The sequence below is a fragment of the Paraburkholderia kirstenboschensis genome (genome assembly GCF_032806925.1).
Classification (GTDB): Bacteria; Pseudomonadota; Gammaproteobacteria; order Burkholderiales; family Burkholderiaceae; genus Paraburkholderia; species Paraburkholderia kirstenboschensis.
Genome location: NZ_CP136513.1, coordinates 243,000 through 265,455 on the forward strand (window position 1 = coordinate 243,000; position 22,456 = coordinate 265,455).

23 protein-coding genes are annotated in these 22,456 nt (G+C 61.9%); 20 read left to right on the forward strand and 3 right to left on the reverse strand.

Features of this window, described 5'->3' with window-relative positions:
• Positions 1 to 60 precede the first annotated feature (60 nt).
• From plsX to nagZ, 20 genes are all read left to right on the forward strand, one after another.
• Entirely contained in the window at positions 61 to 1,167 is a 1,107-nt protein-coding gene (gene plsX, locus RW095_RS23770) for a phosphate acyltransferase PlsX (protein WP_317021411.1), read from the forward strand.
• Positions 1,167 to 2,156, forward strand: coding sequence for a beta-ketoacyl-ACP synthase III (locus RW095_RS23775; protein WP_128588343.1), 990 nt, complete (start codon positions 1,167 to 1,169; stop codon positions 2,154 to 2,156). The genes plsX and RW095_RS23775 overlap by 1 nt, the downstream gene beginning before the upstream one ends.
• A 97-nt stretch (positions 2,157 to 2,253) precedes the next feature.
• Entirely contained in the window at positions 2,254 to 3,189 is a 936-nt protein-coding gene (gene fabD, locus RW095_RS23780; protein WP_317021412.1) for an ACP S-malonyltransferase, read from the forward strand.
• A 71-nt stretch (positions 3,190 to 3,260) separates the two neighbouring features.
• Entirely contained in the window at positions 3,261 to 4,010 is a 750-nt protein-coding gene (gene fabG / locus RW095_RS23785; RefSeq protein ID WP_317021413.1) for a 3-oxoacyl-ACP reductase FabG, read from the forward strand.
• Between the two features lie 150 nt (positions 4,011 to 4,160).
• Positions 4,161 to 4,400: an acyl carrier protein gene (acpP, locus tag RW095_RS23790; protein ID WP_004197638.1), complete on the forward strand. Its 240-nt coding sequence runs from the start codon at positions 4,161 to 4,163 to the stop codon at positions 4,398 to 4,400.
• Between the two features lie 231 nt (positions 4,401 to 4,631).
• Positions 4,632 to 5,870: a beta-ketoacyl-ACP synthase II gene (gene fabF, locus RW095_RS23795; protein ID WP_020069388.1), complete on the forward strand. Its 1,239-nt coding sequence runs from the start codon at positions 4,632 to 4,634 to the stop codon at positions 5,868 to 5,870.
• A 115-nt stretch (positions 5,871 to 5,985) separates the two neighbouring features.
• Positions 5,986 to 6,369, forward strand: coding sequence for a protein YgfX (locus RW095_RS23800; protein WP_394365215.1), 384 nt, complete (start codon positions 5,986 to 5,988; stop codon positions 6,367 to 6,369).
• Positions 6,370 to 6,484: 115 nt separating this feature from the next.
• Positions 6,485 to 7,084 carry an RNA polymerase sigma factor RpoE gene (rpoE, locus tag RW095_RS23805; protein ID WP_006051939.1) on the forward strand — a complete coding sequence of 200 codons (600 nt, stop codon included), beginning with the start codon at positions 6,485 to 6,487 and terminating at the stop codon, positions 7,082 to 7,084.
• Between the two features lie 82 nt (positions 7,085 to 7,166).
• Positions 7,167 to 7,799, forward strand: a complete 633-nt coding sequence (locus RW095_RS23810; RefSeq protein ID WP_317021414.1) for a sigma-E factor negative regulatory protein — start codon at positions 7,167 to 7,169, stop codon at positions 7,797 to 7,799.
• A gap of 4 nt (positions 7,800 to 7,803) precedes the next feature.
• On the forward strand, positions 7,804 to 8,847 hold the full coding sequence (locus tag RW095_RS23815; protein ID WP_317021415.1) for a MucB/RseB C-terminal domain-containing protein: 1,044 nt from the start codon (positions 7,804 to 7,806) through the stop codon (positions 8,845 to 8,847).
• 35 nt (positions 8,848 to 8,882) lie between these two features.
• Positions 8,883 to 10,400, forward strand: a complete 1,518-nt coding sequence (locus RW095_RS23820) for a DegQ family serine endoprotease (RefSeq protein ID WP_317021416.1) — start codon at positions 8,883 to 8,885, stop codon at positions 10,398 to 10,400.
• Positions 10,397 to 10,660: a glutaredoxin family protein gene (locus tag RW095_RS23825; protein WP_317021417.1), complete on the forward strand. Its 264-nt coding sequence runs from the start codon at positions 10,397 to 10,399 to the stop codon at positions 10,658 to 10,660. The genes RW095_RS23820 and RW095_RS23825 overlap by 4 nt, the downstream gene beginning before the upstream one ends.
• A 318-nt stretch (positions 10,661 to 10,978) precedes the next feature.
• A complete protein-coding gene (gene lepA, locus RW095_RS23830) occupies positions 10,979 to 12,772 on the forward strand; it encodes a translation elongation factor 4 (protein ID WP_317021418.1) in 1,794 nt (597 codons plus the stop codon).
• A gap of 18 nt (positions 12,773 to 12,790) precedes the next feature.
• The gene (lepB, locus tag RW095_RS23835; protein WP_317021419.1) at positions 12,791 to 13,684 is read left to right on the forward strand and encodes a signal peptidase I; all 894 of its coding nucleotides are present in this window, start codon (positions 12,791 to 12,793) and stop codon (positions 13,682 to 13,684) included.
• 191 nt (positions 13,685 to 13,875) lie between these two features.
• Entirely contained in the window at positions 13,876 to 15,246 is a 1,371-nt protein-coding gene (rnc, locus tag RW095_RS23840) for a ribonuclease III (protein ID WP_317021420.1), read from the forward strand.
• Positions 15,247 to 15,298: 52 nt separating this feature from the next.
• The gene (gene era / locus RW095_RS23845; RefSeq protein ID WP_027776490.1) at positions 15,299 to 16,198 is read left to right on the forward strand and encodes a GTPase Era; all 900 of its coding nucleotides are present in this window, start codon (positions 15,299 to 15,301) and stop codon (positions 16,196 to 16,198) included.
• Entirely contained in the window at positions 16,185 to 17,102 is a 918-nt protein-coding gene (gene recO / locus RW095_RS23850) for a DNA repair protein RecO (RefSeq protein ID WP_317021421.1), read from the forward strand. The genes era and recO overlap by 14 nt, the downstream gene beginning before the upstream one ends.
• A complete protein-coding gene (gene pdxJ / locus RW095_RS23855; RefSeq protein ID WP_317021422.1) occupies positions 17,099 to 17,863 on the forward strand; it encodes a pyridoxine 5'-phosphate synthase in 765 nt (254 codons plus the stop codon). Before recO ends, pdxJ begins: the two co-directional genes overlap by 4 nt.
• Positions 17,864 to 17,878: 15 nt before the next feature.
• Positions 17,879 to 18,304, forward strand: coding sequence for a holo-ACP synthase (acpS, locus tag RW095_RS23860; protein WP_128588913.1), 426 nt, complete (start codon positions 17,879 to 17,881; stop codon positions 18,302 to 18,304).
• 84 nt (positions 18,305 to 18,388) lie between these two features.
• Complete coding sequence (nagZ, locus tag RW095_RS23865) at positions 18,389 to 19,417, forward strand: beta-N-acetylhexosaminidase (protein WP_317021423.1); 1,029 nt, start codon at positions 18,389 to 18,391, stop codon at positions 19,415 to 19,417.
• Between the two features lie 137 nt (positions 19,418 to 19,554).
• On the opposite strand, the gene RW095_RS23870 is transcribed toward nagZ, so the two are convergent.
• The 3 genes from RW095_RS23870 to efp all read right to left on the reverse strand — a co-directional run bounded on the left by RW095_RS23870 (position 19,555) and on the right by efp (position 22,322).
• The gene (locus RW095_RS23870; RefSeq protein WP_317021424.1) at positions 19,555 to 20,937 is read right to left on the reverse strand and encodes a sigma-54-dependent transcriptional regulator; all 1,383 of its coding nucleotides are present in this window, start codon (positions 20,935 to 20,937) and stop codon (positions 19,555 to 19,557) included.
• Between the two features lie 358 nt (positions 20,938 to 21,295).
• The gene (locus RW095_RS23875) at positions 21,296 to 21,502 is read right to left on the reverse strand and encodes a CsbD family protein (RefSeq protein WP_317021425.1); all 207 of its coding nucleotides are present in this window, start codon (positions 21,500 to 21,502) and stop codon (positions 21,296 to 21,298) included.
• 262 nt (positions 21,503 to 21,764) lie between these two features.
• Positions 21,765 to 22,322 carry an elongation factor P gene (efp, locus tag RW095_RS23880; protein ID WP_020069404.1) on the reverse strand — a complete coding sequence of 186 codons (558 nt, stop codon included), beginning with the start codon at positions 22,320 to 22,322 and terminating at the stop codon, positions 21,765 to 21,767.
• Between the last annotated feature and the right edge of the window lie 134 nt (positions 22,323 to 22,456).

Here is a 22,456-nt window from a genome sequence, read left to right on the forward strand (position 1 = left end):
AGTTGCAGCTTCAGCGCTTACTGCGATCTCATGCAGAGCGCCTGAAATTCGCCGCACTCCATGACAGTAAAGCTCACGATAGATTGCATGGGAGGCGACCACGGCCCGTCCGTGACCGTTCCCGCTGCCGTCAACTTCGTTCGTTCGCATCCCGACGCGCAATTGCTGCTCGTCGGCATTGAAAGTGCGATTCGTGCGCAGCTGAAGAAGTTGAAGGCTCAGGACCTGCCGGCGCTGACGGTCGTCTCCGCTACCGAGATCGTCGCGATGGACGACCCGGTCGAAGTCGCGCTGCGCAAGAAAAAAGATTCATCCATGCGCGTTGCGCTGAATCGCGTCAAGGAAGGCGAGGCGCAAGCCTGCGTTTCCGCCGGCAACACCGGCGCACTGATGGCGGTTTCGCGTTATGTGCTGAAAACGCTGTCGGGTATCGAGCGCCCGGCAATTGCGTCCGCCTTGCCGAACCCCAACGGCTACACCATGATGCTCGACCTGGGCGCCAACGTCGACTGCGAGCCGCAGCATTTGCTGCAATTCGCGGAGATGGGGCACGCGCTCGTGTCGGCGCTGGAAGGCCGCGAGCGGCCCACCATTGGGCTCCTGAACATCGGCGAAGAAGTCATCAAGGGCAATGACACGATTAAACGCGCCGGGGAGTTGCTGCGTGCGAGTACGCTCAATTTCCACGGCAACGTGGAAGGCAACGACATCTTCAAGGGCACGGTCGACGTGATCGTGTGCGATGGTTTCGTGGGCAACGTGGCGCTGAAGACCTCTGAAGGTCTCGCGCAAATGCTGTCGAACATCATCAAGGAAGAGTTCGGGCGTTCGTGGCTCACCAAAGTGATGGCCGTGCTCGCGTTGCCCGTGTTGATGCGCTTCAAGAAGCGTGTCGATCATCGGCAATATAATGGTGCAGCGCTGCTCGGCCTGCGCGGACTGGTGATCAAGAGCCACGGCTCAGCGGATGCCTACGCGTTTGAGTGGGCTATCAAACGCGGGTATGATGCCGTCAAAAACGGCGTGCTGGAGCGCCTTGCGCAAGCGATGGAAGAGAACGCGGGTTCTCTTGAACAGGCAGCGCGCGACGCAAGCGGTGCGGGTCACGCAAGCCCCATCGCAGGCCAGCCGGCCGAGCCCTACGCTGCGCAATCCTCGAAGGCATAATGGCTCAATCGACAATTTATTCCCGCGTCCTCGGCACCGGCAGCTATCTGCCGCCCGCGCGCGTCACCAATCAGGACCTCGCCGAGCGTCTGGCGAAGCAAGGCGTCGAAACGAGCGACGAGTGGATCGTAGCCCGCACGGGCATCCATGCACGTCACTTCGCGGATCCCGATGTCACGACCAGCGACCTAGCGAAGTTCGCGTCGCTGCGTGCGATCGAAGCGGCGGACATCGACCCGCAATCCATTGATCTGATCATTGTTGCCACTTCCACGCCTGACTTCGTGTTCCCGAGCACGGCGTGCCTGTTGCAAAACAAGCTCGGTATCAAGAATCACGGCGCGGCTTTCGACGTGCAGGCCGTCTGCTCCGGCTTTGCTTACGCGGTGGCTATGGCGGACAGTCTGATTCGCGGCGGCCAGCATCGCACGGCACTCGTGATCGGCGCGGAGACCTTTTCGCGCATTCTCGATTTCAATGACCGCACCACGTGCGTGCTGTTTGGCGACGGCGCCGGCGCGGTGATCCTGCAGGCGTCGGAAGAGCCGGGCGTACTTGCGAGCGCATTGCACGCAGACGGCAGTCACTCGAACATCCTGTGCACGCCGGGCAACGTGAACGGCGGCGTGATCGCCGGCAGCGCGTTCCTGCATATGGACGGGCAGGCGGTGTTCAAGCTGGCTGTCAACGTGCTGGAGAAGGTCGCGGTCGAGGCACTCGAAAAAGCGAATCTTTCCGCTGACCAGATCGACTGGCTGATTCCGCATCAGGCCAACATTCGCATCATGCAGAGCACTTGCCGCAAGCTCGGCTTGCCGCAGGAACGCATGGTCGTCACGGTGGGCGAGCACGGCAATACGTCGGCTGCGTCCATTCCGCTCGCACTCGACGTCGCGGTCCGCGACGGTCGCATCAAGCGCGGCCAGAACGTGCTGATCGAAGGCGTCGGCGGCGGCTTTACGTGGGGCGCGTCGGTCATTCGCTACTAAGCAGACCGACTTCAGGCAGGGCATTCACGCGCCCTTGCGCCGCGTGCTTTCCGGCCGCGCGCACCTCACATCTGACTAAATCGATTTTGAGGACGATATGAAATTTGCGTTCGTTTTTCCCGGACAGGGTTCGCAATCGGTCGGCATGCTCAACGCGTTCGCCGACCATGTGGTTGTGCGCGAGACAGTTCAGGAAGCGTCCGACGCGCTCAATCAGGACCTCGGCAAGCTGATCGCCGAAGGTCCGGCCGAAGATCTGAATCTCACTACGAACACACAGCCGGTCATGCTGACCGCGGCCTACGCGATCTATCGCGCGTGGCAGCAGGCGGGCGGCCCCGCGCCGGCAATCGTCGCGGGTCATAGTCTCGGCGAATACACGGCGCTGGTCGCGGCTGGCGCGATCGCGTTTCGCGATGCCGTGCCGCTCGTGCGTTTCCGCGCCCAGGCGATGCAAACGGCGGTGCCCGTCGGCGAAGGCGGCATGGCGGCGATTCTCGGTCTTGACGACGACACCGTGCGCGCTGTTTGCGCCGAAGCGGCGGCCACGGGCGTCGTCGAAGCGGTCAATTTCAACGCGCCTGCTCAGGTCGTGATCGCAGGCCACAAGGCAGCGGTCGAAAAGGCCTGTGAAGTGGCGAAGGCCAAGGGCGCGAAGCGCGCGTTGCCGCTGCCGGTATCGGCGCCGTTCCATTCGTCGCTGCTGAAGCCGGCGTCGGATCAATTGCGCGAGTACCTGGCGAGCGTGAACGTCCAGGTGCCGTCGATTCCGGTGATCAATAATGTCGACGTCGCCATCGTGAACGAGCCGGCGCAGATCAAAGACGCACTGGTGCGTCAGGCGGCTGGCGCGGTGCGCTGGGTTGAAAGCGTGCAAGCCATGGCGGCTCAAGGCGTTACGCACGTCGTCGAATGCGGGCCGGGCAAGGTCCTTGCGGGCCTCACGAAGCGTATCGACGGCAATCTGGTCGGCGCGTCCGTGTTCGATCCCGCTTCTCTCGAAGAAACGCTCAAGCTCGTAACGGCAGGCTGAGCGCTGCATCGCAAAGACAGCAACAGGCATCAGCAATCAATCAGCCCTCCGAAGGGCATTCGGACCGACAGATGGAAAAGAATCTCGACAAGCAGATCGCAATCGTAACGGGCGCCTCGCGCGGCATTGGCCGCGCCATCGCCATGGAGCTCGCGCGCCAGGGCGCAACGGTGATCGGCACGGCGACCAGCGAAAGCGGCGCGGCGGCGATCAGCGAAGCGTTCAACGCGGCCGGCGTGAGCGGGCGCGGCTCGGTGCTGGATGTAAACGACGCTGCTGCTGCCGAAGCGCTGATCGAAAGCACGGTGAAGGAATTCGGCGCGCTGCATGTGCTCGTGAACAATGCCGGCATCACGCAGGACCAACTGGCCATGCGTATGAAGGACGACGACTGGGACGCAGTGATCGACACCAATTTGAAGTCGGTGTTCCGTCTGTCGCGCGCGGTGCTGCGTCCCATGATGAAGGCGAAGGGCGGCCGTATCATCAACATCACGTCGGTGGTCGGTTCGGCGGGCAACCCTGGGCAGATCAACTACGCCGCGGCGAAAGCAGGCGTGGCCGGCATGACTCGCGCGCTTGCACGCGAGATCGGCAGCCGTGGCATTACCGTGAATTGCGTGGCGCCCGGTTTCATCGATACGGACATGACGCGCACGTTGCCAGAAGAGCAGCAAACGGCGCTGAAAACGCAGATTCCGCTGGGCCGTCTCGGCAGCCCGGAAGATATCGCACACGCTGTTGCATTCCTCGCGTCGCCGCAAGCAGGTTACATCACCGGCACGACGATGCATGTGAACGGCGGAATGTACATGTCGTAACCAAATTCGGTTACTATCCGCGCCTTGATGCGTTTGCAAACGCGTAAGGCGCATGCCTTGACAGCAACCTGATGCGCCGCTTTTTTGCCGGGTCAAACCTGATAAAATGCGCGCACCTGTATTTTTGAACTTCTTTCCCTTGGAGGGGTAATGGACAATATCGAACAGCGCGTCAAGAAGATCGTCGCAGAACAACTGGGCGTGGCCGAAGCGGAAATCAAGAACGAAGCTTCGTTCGTGAACGACCTCGGCGCCGACTCGCTGGACACGGTTGAACTCGTGATGGCCCTCGAAGACGAATTCGGCATGGAAATTCCGGATGAAGAAGCCGAGAAGATCACCACCGTTCAGCAAGCGATCGACTACGCTCGCGCGAACGTCAAGGCCTAAGGTCATTCGCGCCTGCGTTTATGCGTTAGCGGCGTATGACGCCCTGCCGTGTCGGTTGCCGACGCCAGCGGGGTTGCCATTTTTTGCTGCGAGGTGTGCCGTGCAGGAGCCAGCGATGTTGACAGCGCATTCTTCAGCGCGATTGCCGACTTAACAGCCACAGGGTACACGGGTCAGGTTCCTGTGGCCGCTGTGGTTTTTGTTTTTGTCATCTATGAAAAAGGGGTTACCGTGAGCCGCCGTCGTGTTGTTGTTACAGGCCTGGGGCTGATTTCGCCTGTTGGCAATAATGTTGCCGACGGCTGGGCCAATCTGGTCGCCGGCAAGTCGGGTATTGCCAATATTACGAAGTTCGACGCGTCGAACTTCTCGACTCGTTTCGCCGGCGAGGTGAAGGGCTTCAATATCGAGGACTACATCCCCGGTAAGGAAGCGCGCCACATGGACACGTTCATCCATTACGGCGTGGCCGCCGGCATCCAGGCGATGCAGGACAGCGGCCTGGAAGTCACCGACGAGAATTCGGAGCGTATCGGCGTCGTGGTCGGTTCGGGCATCGGCGGTCTGCCGATGATCGAGGTCACGCAAACCGAACTGCTCAATCGCGGCCCGCGCCGCATTTCTCCGTTCTTCGTGCCGGCGTCGATCATCAACATGATCTCCGGGCACCTGTCGATCAAGTTCGGCATCAAGGGTCCGAATCTCGCCATCGTCACCGCATGTACAACGGGTTTGCACTGTATCGGCGAGGCTTCGCGCCTGATCGAATACGGCGACGCAGACGTGATGATCGCCGGCGGTGCGGAATCGACGGTGTCGCCGCTCGGCATCGGCGGCTTTGCGGCGGCGCGCGCGCTGTCGCAACGCAATGACGACCCGGCGACGGCAAGCCGTCCGTGGGACAAGGATCGCGACGGTTTTGTGCTCGGCGAAGGCGCCGGCGTGATGGTGCTCGAAGAGTACGAGCATGCGAAGGCTCGCGGCGCGAAGATTTACGCCGAAGTCGGCGGCTATGGGATGAGCGGCGACGCCTATCACATGACCGCACCGCTCGAAGACGGCGACGGCGCGCGCCGCTGCATGCTTGCGGCCATGAAGAACGCGGGCATCAACGCCGATCAGGTCAACTACCTGAACGCGCACGGCACGTCCACGCCGCTCGGCGATCTGGCTGAGACAACCGGCATCAAGCGGGCGTTCGGCGACCATGCCAAAGACATCGTCGTGAATTCGACCAAGTCGATGACGGGTCACCTGCTCGGCGGCGCCGGCGGTCTCGAGTCGGTGTTCACCGTGCTGGCTGTTCACCATCAGGTGTCTCCGCCCACGATCAACATCTTCAACCAGGACCCCGAGTGCGATCTGGACTACTGTGCCAACACCGCACGGGAGATGAAGATCGACGTCGCGCTGAAGAACTCGTTCGGGTTCGGCGGCACGAACGGTACGCTCGTCTTCAAGCGCGCCTGATCCCTCGCAACGGGTGACGCGCCAGCCAACGGCGCCGGCTTTGCCGGCGCTTTTCCGTGATACGGCCATCTCCGAAGGAACGTCACAGCAAATCGTGCTGCGGCGTTCCTTCGCGATGCGCGTTGCGTTGGCTGCTTTCGTGGCGACGGCGTCGTGTGCGGTTTATAGCTGCATGGCGTCGTGGCTCACTGCATGGCAGGCGGTCCCGTTGACGCTTGCCGTGTTTGCGCTCCTCACGCTTTGCGCGGTGAGGCACGATCGGGCGCAGCCGGTGGCGCTGAGAATTGGGCGCGAGGGCATTTCTGTGTGGGGCCGGGCCGGAAAACTGCTCGTACACGGTCGAATCGCCGGCTGCGCGCACTGGAGCGACCGTTTGCTGGTGCTCGCAGTGACCCCGGACGAAGGCCGCCGCCAAACGCTTCTTGTCCCCGCCGACACTGTGTCGCCAGCCGTTTTCCGCGAATTGGCGGTGCGCGGGCGGCGCCGCGCCGGCGCGTGACTGTAACGACTGTAACCGCTGTTACCGGGCGCCATGACCTCCGTAACGTGCCTCGTCGACGGGAACGCTACAATGGTGCCCCCGTCATGCGCCCTATAGTTAACGGATTTATCAGGTGAGCGAAAAAGAAATTGATCAGGTGCTGGTCGAGCGCGTCCAGAAGGGCGACAAGGCCGCCTTCGAGCTTCTGGTCTCCAAATACCACCGCAAAATTCTCCGGCTGATCTCGCGCCTCGTGCGCGACCCCGCCGAAGTGGAAGACGTTGCGCAAGACGCTTTCATCAAGGCGTATCGGGCGTTGCCGCAATTTCGCGGGGAATCGGCTTTTTATACGTGGTTGTACCGGATTGCGGTCAACACGGCAAAGAACTACCTTGCGACCCAAGGCCGGCGTGCGCCGACTTCGACCGAAGCAGATGCTGAAGAAGCTGAAACTTTCTCGGACGCCGACCAACTAAGGGATATCAACACGCCTGAGTCGATGTTGATGAGCAAGCAGATCGCTGAGACGGTCAATGCTGCAATGGCGGTTTTACCGGAAGAGCTGCGTACCGCCATTACTCTTCGTGAAATTGAAGGTTTGAGTTACGAGGAAATCGCTGAGATGATGGGCTGCCCAATCGGCACCGTCAGATCGCGAATTTTCCGCGCTCGCGAAGCCATTGCGGCAAAATTGCGTCCGTTGCTTGACACACCTGAAGGCAAGCGCTGGTAAGTCACTAGCACGCTGAACGGGGCGCGGGTGCAATATCTGATTAGTGGTGTCACTACGGGGTCTTTGTAAGATGGGGAGCATCATGGGGTCAGTCTCGATGCAATCGCAAGCCAGCTCGCGCGGCGAGCGTCTGTCCGCTTTTGTCGACGGTGAGCTGTTCGGCGAAGAGCATCTGAATCTGGACAAGTTTCTGTCCGAGCTGGACGGCGAAGATCGCGCCGCGTGGTCCAGCTATCACCTGATCGGCGACGCGTTACGTTCCGACGATCTTGTGGTCGGTTCCGCGGCGAGCAGCGCATTCCTTAGCGGATTCGCCGCGCGCCTGGAAAGCGAGCCGCATTTGCTCGCGCCCGCAGCCATACCCGTCACGCGCCGTCTGCTGGCGCTGCGTCGCCGGGTGGTGCCGGCCTTCGCGGTGGCTGCCGCGGCAGCCACGCTAACGTGGATCGTCGTGCCGCAACTGCAGGGCGTACCCGGCGGGCCAGGCGCGACGCAGGTCGCCTCGGTTTCCTCGCACGGCGACGCGGTGCAGAAGGTTGCAATGGCGTCGGTGCCGGGCGCTAATGTCATGCCGGTCGCGCAAGACGCGAATATCATTCGCGACGCGGGTCTCGACCAGTATCTCGAAGCTCATCAGCAGTTCGCGCAGCAACCCGTCATGCCGGGCTCAATGCCGCTGATTCGCGCTGCTGCAGTCTCTACGCAAGGCCAATAGTTTGATGCAGACTCCGCGGTTGAATATAACGACTATCTGGGGGCGGCTGCCGGCATTTCTGTTCTGCGCAGCCGTGTTGTTGTCCGCTACACCGCGGGTTTTTGCACAAACCGACGATCCGCTCGTCGCCCGCCGCACCGCTGCCGATCTGCTGGATCGCATCCATCAGGCCGCGCAGCAACAGAACTACGAAGGCGCGTTCGTCTATCAGCGGGGCAATTTCGTCCAGACCTCGCGGATCGCGCACTATGCGACCAAGGCAGACGGCGAATTCGAGCAGCTGGAAAGCCTCGACGGCAAGCCGCGCAAAATGCTTCGTCATAACGACGAGCTTTATACGTTTGTGCCGGAACGGCATTTGTGCGTTGTCGAAAAGCGCCAGAACAAAGACTCGTTCCCCGCGCTGCTTGCCGTAAGCGGCGAGCAGGTGCTGTCGGTGTACGAGCCGAAACTACTCGGCGACGACCGCGTTGCCGGCATCGAAAGTCAGGTAATCGAGCTCGATCCGAAAGACGCCTACCGCTTTGCTTACAAACTGTGGGCCGACAAGAAAACCGGCCTGCTGCTGCGCGCACAAACGCTCGATCCGAACGGTCAGGTGCTCGAGCAACTGTCGTTCTCGCAGATTCGCATCGGAGTGCCCGTCGACAAGGCGGGCATTGTCAACGGTATTCGCAATACCGCTGGCTGGACAGTGGTGCATCCGCCGATCGAGCCGGTAGATATGGCCGCGCAAGGCTGGCAGTTCGGAGTGACGGTGCCGGGCTTTCGCAAGATCCGTGAACTGCGCCGTCCAATGGCGGCACGCGAAGCAGGCCAGCCGACCATTCCCGTGGATCAGGCCGTATTCTCCGACGGTCTCGCCGCGATCTCCGTGTTCATCGAGCCGGTCGAAAACAACACGCGCAAGGAAGGCGCGGGCAGTAGCGGCGCTACGCACGTACTAGTCAAGCGCCGCGGTGACTTCTGGATTACCCTGCTCGGAGAAGTGCCCCAGACCACGTTGCAGCAATTCGCGTCTGCCATAGAATACAAGGCTCCGAAGTAATCCTCCGAATCCTGAATCCCTCGGCTTCCTACGATATGACGACTTTCTCGGTGCGCAAATTCCTCGCGGCCGCGGTGGTGGCGGCATGTTTGCCGTTCGCACCGCATACGGCGTCAGCGGCCTCCGCAGCCAATCTGCCCGACTTCACCGACCTCGTCGACAAAGTCGGTCCGGCGGTCGTCAACATTCGCACGACCACGCGCGTGACGAACAGTGGCACACGCGGCGGCTTGCCGCCCGGCATGGACGACGGCGACATGTCGGAGTTCTTCCGGCGCTTTTTTGGCATTCCCATGCCGCAGTCGCCACAATCGCCCGGCGTGCCGCGCGGCGGCGACAATGGTGGCAATGGCGGAAGCGGCGGGAGTCAGGACACGCCGGACAGCAACGATCCCGAACAGAACAGCGGCGTCGGCTCGGGCTTCATCCTGTCGGCGGACGGCTACGTGATGACCAACGCGCACGTCATCGACGACGCGGACACCATTTACGTCACGCTCACGGACAAGCGCGAATTCAAGGCGAAGCTCATCGGCGTGGACGATCGCACGGACGTCGCGGTCGTGAAGATCAGCGCGGCGAATCTGCCGACCATCACCATCGGCGACTCGAACAAGGTTCGCGTGGGCGAGTGGGTGGTCGCAATCGGCTCGCCGTTCGGACTGGAAAACACGGTGACGGCCGGCATCGTCAGCGCTAAAGGGCGTGACACGGGCGACTATCTGCCGTTCATCCAGACCGACGTAGCCGTCAATCCAGGCAATTCGGGTGGACCGCTCATCAACATGCAGGGCGAAGTAATCGGCATCAACTCGCAGATCTACAGCCGCACCGGCGGCTTCATGGGTATTTCGTTCGCGATTCCGATCGACGAAGCAATGCGCGTGGCCGATCAGTTGAAGGCTTCGGGCAAGGTGGTACGCGGCCGGATCGCGGTGGCGATCGGCGAAGTGACCAAAGACGTCGCTGATTCGCTCGGCCTGCCGAAGTCGCAGGGCGCGCTCGTCAGCAGCGTCGAGCCGGGCGGTCCGGCGGACAAGGCAGGCGTGCAGCCAGGCGACATCATCCTGAAGTTCAACGGCCATTCGGTCGATACCGCGACCGACTTGCCGCGCATGGTCGGCGATACCAAGCCGGGCACGAAGGCGACCATTACAGTCTGGCGCAAGGGCCAAACGCGCGAGCTGCCGGTCACGATCGCCGAGATGCAGCCGGACAAGACCGCAAAGGCCGATCAGCGCAAGCCACAGGCGCCGAAGCAACGCGCCACGAACGCGCTCGGCCTGGCCGTCAGCGACATCCCGGCCGATCAACTGAAGGCGCTGAAACTGCGCAACGGTGTGCAGATCGACGCCGCGGACGGTCAGGCGGCACGCGTCGGCCTGCAAAAGGGCGACATCGTCCTGCGTGTGGGCGACACGGACATCACGAGCGCGAAGCAGTTCGACGAACTGACCTCGCATCTGGACTCGCAGAAGATGGTCGCGCTGCTGGTGCGTCGCGGCGAGAACACGCAGTTCGTGCCGATTCGCCCGCGCAGCGCGCAGAAATGACAACGGCGGCGCGGCTCACGCTCTATGCGCGCGTGTGGTGCCACTTGTGCGACGACATGCGCGCCGCGCTCGAGCCATTGCTGGCCGAGTTCGGCGCGCAAGTAGAAGTCGTTGACGTCGACAGCGATCCCTCGCTCGAAGCCCGCTACAACGAGCTGGTGCCCGTCCTGTTGTGCGACGGAATCGAGCTTTGTCACTACCATCTCGACGAATCGCGGGTGCGTGGCGCGTTAGCTGCCCGCACCGCCGCGGCTTCCTGAGCCGGTCGGCTTGCTGGAAATCGGCGCGAGTGCTTGTTGGCGCGAGTCGAAAGCGGGGTCAAAGATCGAGCCCTAAGGTCGAGCCTAAAGCTCTAGTCAAACGCGGAGTCAACCCGCGAGTCAAACGCGGAGTCAAACGGCGAGTCAGTGTCGGCTCAAACCCCGCGTCCCGGTCTTTCACGGGCCGTCTCAGGATCCAGGCCCTGCAAGATGCGCCGGGAGCCGGCCTTTTCGGCTAAAATAGATAAGTTTTTCACCTACTTACAAGGCGTGCTCCGCTATTGTCCGAGCGCGCCTTTTTTGCTTGATCGGTACTGAATGGATCATATTCGTAACTTTTCGATCATTGCGCACATCGACCATGGCAAGTCGACGCTTGCCGATCGCATCATCCAGATTTGCGGTGGCTTGTCCGACCGCGAGATGGAAGCCCAGGTGCTCGACTCGATGGATCTCGAGCGCGAGCGCGGCATCACTATCAAGGCACAGACTGCGGCCCTGACCTATCGCGCCCGCGACGGCCAGGTCTACAACCTTAACATGATCGACACGCCGGGCCACGTCGACTTCTCGTATGAAGTCAGCCGCTCGCTGTCCGCGTGCGAAGGCGCGCTGCTGGTTGTCGACGCAAGCCAGGGCGTGGAGGCGCAAACAGTCGCCAACTGCTATACGGCAATCGAACTCGGCGTCGACGTTATTCCGGTACTCAACAAGATCGATTTGCCCGCCGCGAACCCCGAGAACGCGATCGCCGAGATCGAAGACGTGATCGGTATCGACGCAACCGACGCCACGCATTGCAGCGCCAAGACGGGTCAAGGCGTGGAAGACGTGCTCGAAGCGTTGATCGCGAAAGTGCCGCCGCCGAAGGGCGATCCTGAAGCGCCGCTGCAGGCGCTCATCATCGACTCGTGGTTCGACAACTACGTCGGCGTCGTGATGCTCGTGCGTATCGTCAACGGCACGCTGCGTCCGAAGGACAAAATCCGCATGATGGCGACCGGCGCGCAGTATCCGGTCGAACACATCGGCGTGTTCACGCCGAAGTCGAAGAATCTGGAATCGTTGTCGGCCGGGCAGGTGGGTTTCATCATCGCCGGCATCAAGGAATTGGCCGCGGCGAAGGTGGGCGACACCGTCACGCTGGTGAACCGTCCGGCTGCCGAGCCATTGCCGGGCTTCAAGGAAGTGAAGCCGCAAGTGTTTGCCGGCCTCTATCCGGTTGAAGCAAACCAGTACGATGCGCTGCGCGACTCGCTTGAAAAGCTCAAGCTGAACGACGCGTCGCTGCAATACGAGCCCGAAGTTTCGCAGGCGCTCGGTTTCGGTTTCCGTTGCGGCTTCCTCGGTCTGCTGCATATGGAGATCGTGCAGGAACGTCTCGAACGCGAGTTCGACATGGACCTGATCACCACGGCGCCGACCGTCGTGTACGAAGTCCTGCAACGCGATGGCACAACCATCATGGTCGAAAATCCGGCCAAGATGCCGGAACCTTCGAAGATCGAAGAAGTGCGCGAGCCGATCGTCACCGTGAACCTATACATGCCGCAAGATTACGTCGGCTCGGTGATCACGCTGTGTACGCAAAAGCGCGGCAACCAGATCAACATGCAGTATCACGGCCGTCAGGTGCAGTTGACCTATGAGATCCCGATGGGCGAGGTCGTGCTCGATTTCTTCGATCGTCTGAAATCGATCTCGCGCGGTTACGCGTCGATGGATTACGAGTTCAAGGAATATCGCGCGTCCGACGTCGTGAAGGTCGACATGCTGATCAACGGCGACAAGGTGGACGCGCTGTCGGTCATCGTGCACCGTTCGCAGAGCCAATATCGCGGCCGCGAAGTAGCGGCGAAAATGCGCGAACTGATTCCGCGCCAGATGTACGACGTTGCGATTCAGGCCACGATTGGCTCGAATATCATCGCGCGCGAAAACATTAAAGCATTGCGTAAGAACGTGCTGGCAAAATGCTACGGCGGCGATATTTCACGTAAGAAAAAGCTGCTGGAAAAGCAGAAGGCAGGCAAGAAGCGAATGAAGCAAGTGGGGTCCGTCGAGATTCCGCAAGAGGCTTTCCTCGCCATCCTGCGTGTCGAAGACAAATAAGACGAACAACGGAACCCTATGAATTTTGCGCTAATTCTTTTTGTGCTCGTCGTTTTGACGGGCGTCGCATGGGTCGCAGACAAACTGGTGTTCATGCCGCAACGGCGGCGCGCGGCGGAAGCCGCGGTCGCCGAGTTCGACCGTCAGCAAGCACGCATCGGCGAGCGTTTCGCCGACGAAAACGCCGCGCAAACGCGCGCGCGTCTGCGTGACGACAAGCTGCGTCAACCGTGGTGGCTCGAGTATTCCGCGAGCTTTTTTCCGGTGATTCTGGTGGTTTTCGTGGTGCGCTCGTTTGTCGTCGAGCCGTTCAAGATTCCGTCCGGCTCAATGGTGCCAACGCTGCTGGTGGGCGACTTCATCCTCGTCAATAAATTCGATTACGGTATCCGTCTGCCGATCGTCAATACGAAAATCACAAAGGGCCGGCCGCTCGAGCGCGGCGACGTGGTGGTGTTCCGCTATCCGAAAGACGAGTCGGTCGACTACATCAAACGCGTGATCGGCTTGCCGGGCGACACGATTGCGTATCAGGACAAGCAACTGACCATCAACGGCAAGCCGGTGCCTGAAACGCCGCTGCCCGATTATCTCGACGAAGAGCGTCTTGGCTATGCGAAACAGTTCGAGGAAAATCTGGACGGCCGCAAGAACGCAATCTTGAACAATCCCGCGGTGCCGCCGTTTATCGTCGGCGCAGAAGATTATCCGTATCGCGACAACTGCACGTACAACGCGCGCGGCGTGATTTGCAAAGTGCCGCCGGGCAACTACTTCATGATGGGCGACAATCGCGATAACAGTGCGGACAGCCGTTACTGGGGTTTTGCGCCAGACAAGAATATCGTCGGCCGCGCGTTTTTCATCTGGATGAACTTCAGCAATCTCAAGCGCATCGGCTCATTCCAGTAAGTTTTGCGCCCACTGCATGACACGCTGCGAACGTGATCGCTTATCGAAGATCAGCGATCACGTGAACGACCCTGTGGGCGGCAGCGCGTTATCGCCACATTAAGAAACTCCGCTAACGTCGCTTCACCACGCTTTTTCCGTCGGGCCGGCCGCGTTTTCGCCCGGCCCGGCGCCCGCGTTATACTCTGCCCATGCCCTCATCTCCGTTGGAAAGCCGTCTGCGCTACGAATTTCGCAATGCGGAATTGCTGCGCCAGGCTTTAACACACCGCAGTCACAGTTCCACGCACAACGAACGGCTCGAATTTCTAGGCGATTCCGTTCTGAATTGCGCGGTGGCTGCGCTTTTGTTCCAACGTTTCGGAAAGCTGGACGAAGGCGACCTGTCTCGAGTCCGCGCCAATCTGGTCAAACAGCAATCGCTTTACGAAATCGCTCAGGCCCTGAATATCTCCGAAGGACTGCGGCTCGGCGAAGGCGAACTGCGCAGCGGCGGCTTCCGTAGACCGTCAATCCTTGCTGACACGCTTGAAGCGGTGCTGGGTGCAGTGTTTCTCGACGGCGGCTTCGAAGCCGCCCAGACGGTCATCAAGCGCCTGTACGTGCCAATCCTCGATCACATTGACCCGCGCACGCTCGGCAAAGATGCCAAGACGCTTTTGCAGGAATATCTGCAAGGTCACAAGATCGCGTTGCCCACTTACACCGTCGTGGCCACGCATGGTGCGGCGCACAATCAGCAATTCGAAGTCGAATGTACGGTACCGAAGCTGGACGTGAAGGTCTCTGGCTCTGGGGCCAGTCGGCGGGCGGCTGAGCAGGCCGCAGCCAAAAAAGCGCTCGATGAGGTTCTCGCCGCCGCGCCGGCAGTGGTCGGCAAGTCGAAGCGCTCAAAAGGCGCCCGCGCAGCTAAAAACGCCGAGCTCGAGATAGTCCCCGGCGTGACTGGCGTCCAAACCGCGCTCGACCTGCGCAGTCCGGATCGCAAGAACGAGCGCGGCGCGGCTAGAGGCGAACCGCGGCTAACGTCCGCGACAGAGCCCGCAGCGGAACGCAGCCCGTTGGCGGTCGCGGTTGCGGCTGCGCCGTTGGCGGTGATTCGCGCGGCGCACGTCGAGTACAGCGCACCGGAAAGAGTCGAACGCGCCGATAAGGGCGAGAGGCTGGAGAAAGCCGACAGGGCGGAAAAGTTCGAGAAACCGGACAAAGCCGCGGCACAGCCCGGCGACAAATCCGCGGAAAAATTGGCGGGGGACAAGCTGGCGGACAAGCTGGACGCGAAGTCGGCCGAAGCCAAGGCGGCCGAACCGAAAGCCGCCGAGCCGAAAGCAGCCGAACCTAAAGCCGTCGAGGCAAAACCCGTCAACTCCGGCCCCGCCGAGCCCAAGCCCGCTGAACCGAAGGCAGAGTCCGCCGCCCTCCGCGGCGTGGACAAACCGCACCGCACTCGCGAACCGGCGCCCGACGCGGTATCGCCCGCGACGAGCACTGCGGCCCCCACCGAAAACGAACCCGGCGTAGCCGACGCGGTACAAACGCGCGTCGCCGACGCGGGCCATTGATTGCCCCGGCGCGCCACCCGAGCGCGTCTATCCGAACCTGCCGTAGCCCAATATGAACGCTCCCACTCCCACTGGTTTCCGCTGCGGCATGGTCGCGATCGTCGGCCGCCCGAACGTCGGCAAATCCACGCTGATGAACGCGCTGGTCGGCCAGAAAGTCAGCATCACGTCGCGCAAGGCGCAGACTACGCGCCATCGCATCACCGGCATTCATACGCTCGAAGACGTCCAATACATTTTCGTCGACACGCCCGGTTTTCAGACCAAGCACAGCGGCGCGCTGAACCGTTCGCTGAACCGCGCGGTGACCTCCACGCTGACTTCCGTCGATACGATTCTGTTCGTAATCGAAGCCGGCCGTTTCGGCCCGGACGACCAGAAGGTGCTCGACCTGATTCCGCCTTCTGTGCCCACGCTGCTGATCGCAAACAAGCTTGATCGTGTGTCGGACAAAGACTCGCTATTTCCGTTCATGCAGCAGGTCAGCGCGCTGCGCCAGTTCAGCGAGATCGTGCCGCTGTCGGCCAAGAATCCGGACGACATCAAGCGTCTGATGGCCACCGTCAAGCCGTATCTACCGGAAGGCGCACCGATCTACGGCGAAGACGATCTCACCGATCGCAGCGAGCGCTTTCTCGCGGCCGAGATTCTGCGCGAGAAAGTTTTCCGCTGGACCGGCGACGAACTGCCGTACACGAGCACCGTGCTGATCGACAAATTCGAAACCGAAGGACGCCTGCGCCGCATCTTCGCGACGATCCTCGTCGAGCGCGACACGCACAAGGCCATGATCATCGGCCAGAAGGGTGCGAAGCTGAAGCAGATCAGCACCGAGGCGCGCCTCGACATGGAGAAGCTGTTCGACGGACCCATATATCTGGAAACCTTCATCAAGGTGAAGAGCGGTTGGGCCGACAACGAAGCGGGACTTCGTGCGTATGGGTACGAATGACGCGTGGGTCACGCTGAATTCCGACGCGGATCCGGACGACTCGGAGCCGGCCGCGCTGTCGCGCGAGCCGTCAAAGCCGGCTCGCGTTAGCCGCAAATCTTCCACTAAAAGCACGTCCGACACGGGTCCCGGTGACGCGCCGCGCAAGGCGCCGGCTCGCAGGCCCTCGCGCAGTTCCGCTTCGGCTTCCGAATACCGGATCGCCGAGCAGCCCGCCTTCGTTCTGCATAGCTATCCGTATCGCGAGACGAGTCTGATCATCGACGTGCTGTCGCGCGATCACGGTCGCCTCGCGCTCGTCGCCAAGGGCGCGAAGCGTCCGCACTCCGCGTTGCGCGGCGTGTTGCAGACGTTTCAGCCGCTCGCGTTGTCGTGGTCCGGCAGGGGCGAGGTGCGCACGCTGACCGGTGCAGAATGGGTTGGCGGCATGTTGCCTCTCACGGGCGACGCGCTGCTGTGCGGCTTCTACGTGAATGAACTCCTCGTGAAGTTCTGCGCGCGCGAAGATCCGCATCCGCAACTGTTCCATCACTATGTCGTCACCATGACGCGTCTCGCGCACGACGAGCCGCCGGTCCAGGTGCTGCGTTCGTTCGAGCGCGTTCTGCTGCGCGAAACCGGTTATGCGATGGCGCTCGATCGCACGGTCGCGCGCAAAGCGGTAGAGGCTGGCAGCCGTTACGTGTTCGATCCCGAGCGCGGCGTGCGCGAAGCGTCCGACGATCTGCCCGCGCAGTGGCCGGTGATCGCGGGTCAAACCTTGCTCGATATGGAAAAGGACGATTACCATCGGGCGCAGACCGTGGCGCAAAGCAAAACGCTGATGCGCTTTCTGCTCAACACTTACCTTGGCGGCACGCCGCTCGCGACGCGCCAGATCCTGATCGACTTGCAGAACTTATGAGCTTCTTTCTAACGTCGCCGAATGTGATTGATCTCGGCGTGAACATCGATCACGTCGCCACGCTGCGCAACGCGCGCGGCACCTCTTACCCCGACCCGATCCGCGCCGCGTTGATGGCCGAGGAGGCAGGCGCCGACGCCATCACGTTGCATTTGCGTGAAGATCGCCGCCATATCGTCGACGCCGACGTGCGCGCGCTGCGTCCGCTGCTCAAGACGCGGATGAACCTCGAATGCGCGGTCACGCAGGAGATGCTCGACATCGCCTGCGAAGTAAAGCCGCATGACGTTTGCCTCGTGCCGGAAAAGCGCCAGGAATTGACCACCGAAGGCGGTCTGGACGTCGCCGGTCAGTTCGAGGCCGTGCGCGCCGCGTGCCGGCAACTGGCCGACGCGAACTCGCGCGTGTCGCTCTTCATCGATCCGGACGAGACGCAGATCCGTGCAGCACACGAAGCCGGCGCGCCGGTAATCGAACTGCACACCGGACGTTATGCCGAGGCGCATGATCCAGCCGAACAACAGCGCGAATATGAGCGCGTGGTTCGCGCGGTCGACTTTGGCGCGACGCTCGGTATCAAGGTGAACGCCGGCCACGGCTTGCACTACACGAACGTCCAGCAGATCGCGGCGATCGACGGCATCGTCGAGCTGAATATCGGTCACGCGATCGTCGCGCATGCGATTTTCGCGGGCTGGGACAACGCGGTGCGCGAGATGAAGGCGATCATGGTCGCCGCGCGTCTCGGCGCACGTGCGTAACGGACCGGCCCCCATATGGCGATCTACGGAATCGGTACAGACATCGTTCAGGTGAGTCGCGTCGCGGCGGTCATGACGCGCACCAAAGGCCGCTTTGCCGAGAAGGTGCTCGGTCCCGACGAGCTGCGTGTCTATCACGCACGCAACGCTCGTTCGGCCGCGCGCGGGCTCGCGTTCCTCGCCACGAGATTCTCGGCGAAGGAGGCCTTTTCGAAGGCGATCGGTCTCGGCATGCACTGGCCCATGACATGGCGCGCGCTACAAACGCTCAACAAGCCGAGCGGCGAGCCCATGGTGGTCGCCTCCGGCGAGTTGGCCGAATGGCTCGAGGCGCGCGGCATCACGGCGCGCGTCACGATCACCGACGAGCGCGATTACGCGGTGTCGTTCGTGATTGCCGAAAGTGCGCAAGCAGAAGAGGCGAACGGCTCCAACCTGTGAGCTGCGGCTAGATAGAAATAATCGTGAATGCGGCCCGCGCGGTCGCGTCTCTCCTTGCTCCACGCAATCTTCAAGCGGAATTCAATGAAAACCAATCCCGGACCGGTGATGCTCGACGTCGTCGGCAAAACGCTGAACGACGACGACAAGCGTCGCCTCGCCCATCCGATGACCGGCGGCGTGATTCTGTTCGCGCGCCACTACGAGAGCCGGGCGCAACTGATTGCGCTGACCGACTCGATCCGCGCGATTCGAGAGGACCTGCTGATCGCGGTCGACCACGAAGGCGGACGCGTGCAGCGCTTCCGGACCGACGGCTTCACGGTGCTTCCGGCAATGGGCAAGCTCGGCGCGCTATGGGACAGCGACGTTCTGCATGCCACCAAGGTCACGACCGCGGTCGGCTATATCCTCGCTTCCGAGTTGCGCGCCTGCGACATCGACATGAGCTTTACGCCGGTGCTCGATCTGAACTACGGCCAGTCGCAGGTAATCGGCGATCGCGCGTTTCATAGCGATCCGCGCGTCGTGACGATGCTCGCGAAAAGCCTCAACCACGGTCTCGCGCTCGCCGGCATGAGCAATTGCGGCAAACACTTTCCGGGGCATGGTTTTGCGCACGCGGATTCGCACGTGGCGATGCCCGTCGACGAACGCTCGCTTGACGAGATTCTGCGCGAGGACGTCGCGCCGTATGACTGGCTTGGGCTGTCGCTCGGCTCGGTGATTCCCGCGCACGTGGTCTATCCGCGAGTCGACTCGAAGCCGGCGGGCTTTTCGCGCGTCTGGCTGCAGGAAATTCTGCGCGGCAAACTGCGCTTCGAGGGCGCCATTTTTAGCGACGACCTGTCGATGGAAGCCGCGCGCCAGGGCGGCACGCTCACCGAAGGCGCGACTGCGGCGCTGCAGGCCGGTTGCGACATGGTGCTGATCTGCAATCAGCCAGAACAGGCCGAAAAGGTGCTGGACGAACTGCGCTTCACGCCATCGAAGGAATCGCGGCAGCGGGTGAAGCGCATGCGCCCGCGCGACAAGGCGCTCAAGTGGAGCAAGCTGGTGGCGGAGCCGCGATATCTGCAAGCGCAGGCTTTGCTGCGCAGCGTGTTCGCCTGAGCGGCGCGCGTAGACAGTAGATAAAGCAACGGCGCCTCGCTTCAGGCGCCGTTGTTCATTGGTCATGCGCACGCGCGCACGTGCGCCTCCCCGGTCCGCTTTGCGAGCGCTTCGACGCGCAAAGCGGAAGAGGGAGCTTAGTTCAGCCGCATCCGTTGCAGCTTGTTGTACAGCGTCTTCGGGCTGATTCCCAGCAGCGACGCCGCCCGATGGCGTGTACCGCCTACCGCGTCGAGCGTCGCGCGAATCAGCATTTCTTCGACATCGGCGAGCGGGGTGCCGACCGTGACCTGAACGCGGCTGCCATTCAGATCGCGACCGTTGACCGAGCCGGCTTCGTCGGCGCGCAACGACTCGAGCACATCGCCCGACGCGTGGTACGCGCGCCGCACCCGGTCCTGCAACTCGCGCACGTTGCCGGGCCATTCGTACGTCAGACACTCGCGCAGGAAGTTGGGCCCGAGCTGCTTGGCGACATCGGACGCGCCGCGCGCGGCGGCGTCGTGATTCAGTTCGTCGACAATCGCCTGCGCGATCAGCGCCGGGTCTTCGCCGCGCTCGCGCAACGGCGGCAGCGTCACCGCTGCGGCTTCGAGACGCAGCGCGAGGTCTTCATGCAGACTGCCGTCCGCGACCGCAGCGCGCGGCGCCTTGCGCGTCGACGCGATCAACCGGAAGTCGGTCACCACCTGACTCGTGCCGCCGACCCGCATGAAGGTCTGCGAATCGAGCGCGCGCAGCAGTGCTTCCTGCTGCGCGCGGGGCAACTCGGCGATTTCGTCGATGAAAAGTGTCCCGCCGCTCGCCTGCTCGAAGAGGCCCGGCTCGCGCTGATCGGCGCCGCCGAACGCGCCGCGTTCGTGGCCGAACAGCACGCTATCCAGCGATTGCAGCTGCGTTGTGGCGGCCGCGCTCCGGCAATCGAGCGTGACGAACGGGCCTTTGCGGCGCCGGCTCATGTCGTGCATCGTCCGCGCCGCCACCTGCTTGCCGGTGCCGGCTTCGCCTGAAATCAGCACGGCTGCTTCGGTCGGCGCGATATGTTCAATCGTGTCGTAGACGTGCTGCATTGCGCCGCTGCGGCCGAGCACCGAGCCGAAGCGCCCAAGCTGACGCAACGATGCGCGCAGCGTCTGCACTTCTTCAGTCAACTCGTACGGACGCGGAATTCGCGCAAGCAGACTGCGCAGGCGCGGAATGTTGACCGGCTTCAGCAGATAGTCCCAGATGCCATGCCGCAAGCCCTCGATCGCGCTTTCCACGGTCGCGTTGCCGGTCATGACGATGACGGGCAGCGCGCCGCCTGGCGGTTGCGCGGGCAGATGCTGCAACAGATCGAGCCCGCTGCCGTCGGGGAGATTCAGGTCGACCAGAACGACGTCGGGGATGAAACGCGTCAGCGCGGCTCGCGCTTCGGCGATGGTCGTCGCGGTGTCGACTGAAAAGCCGTCCGCGGCAAGAATCGCGGATAGGCCCGACAGGCTATTGGGGTCGTCTTCAACAATCAGAGCGTGTGGCATGGCGAGCGCAACTTTTTAAATGGATGAAATAGCCGCTTCGCTGCGCCGGAACCGCGGCGCGGCGAAGCGGGCACGATGGCTGGCCGGTACTGTCGGTCGGATGCGTCGCCTCGCAAGTCAGCATCAGCCGGGTGGTGCAAAAGCGGCCCGGGTCGGCATGACCGCGGTACCCGGCATTCATGACACCGGGCGAAGCGGGCGGCGAGTCGACTCACGTAGTTCTGGTCCTTTGCTGTATCTGATCGGGCGATTCGCCGCGCGCTGGTTAGCGTTGCGGCCCGCCTGGTTCTGATCACCGGCATCCCTGCGGCCGCGATGCAACGCTGCAAGAGCGCCGGCACTTACTTCGCTTCTGCTGTCAGAGATCCCGATTGCTGTCGAAGAAGCGGCGTACTTCGCGCTCCGCGTCCTCGCGGCTTTTGCCATAGCGTTCCTGAATCAGGCCCGCGAGCCGGTCGGCGCGACCTTCGGCCTTGGTTAGTTCGTCGTCGGTCAGTTCGCCCCACGCAGCCTTCGCTTTACCAACCAGTTGCTTCCACTTGCCTTCAGCGATGTCGTTATTCATCTCGCATCTCCGAGTCGAAAGATATTGGGTATGGGGTGTCTAGCAGGACCTATGCCAACGCTGTTTGATCCGGCATATCAAGGGCTTACCTTTGGCGCAGACGGCAACATCGGGTAACGCGTCCGGAAATTTGGACAAAATTGCCGGTAAAGTTTTCCTCAACGATACTCGGCGGCACAAAAAAGAAAAAGCGCCCAATTGGGCGCTTTTCATTTTTTGCCAGCGCGCGTTGCGTCGCGCTGGCGGAACGGCTTGGCAGCGCTTATGCGCGGCTACGGTACTCGTGCGTACGCGTGTCGATTTCGATCTTGTCGCCGATGTTGCAGAAGAGCGGCACTTGCAGTTCGAAACCGGTGTTCAGCTTGGCATTCTTCAGCACCTTGCCCGACGACGTGTCGCCCTTGACAGCCGGTTCCGTGTAGATGATTTCGCGGACCAGCGTGGTCGGCAGTTCGACGGAGATGGCTTTCTCGTTGTAGAACACGACTTCGCAAGTCATGCCGTCTTCGAGGTAGTTCATCGCGTCGCCCATCATTTCGGCTTCGACTTCATACTGGTTGTAGTCGGCGTCCATGAACACGTACATCGGGTCGGCGAAGTACGAGTACGTCACTTCCTTGCGCTCGAGCACGACGACGTCGAACTTGTCGTCTGCCTTGTACACGCTTTCCATGCCTGCGCCGGTCAGCAGGTTCTTGAACTTCATCTTGACGACGGCGGAGTTGCGGCCCGATTTGTTGTATTCGGCCTTTTGCACGACCATTGCGTCTGCGCCGATCATCACGACGTTGCCGGTGCGGAGTTCCTGTGCGGTCTTCATAAAACTGTCCTGTACGAAATAAGTAGCTTCAACTTGTGCTCAACGGCATACGGCGCAAGCGGCTTCGACGTTTCCTGCGCTTTGCGCCGCGCCGCGATGAAACGGCCAGGCGATAAGCGATGCATGAAGCGTGG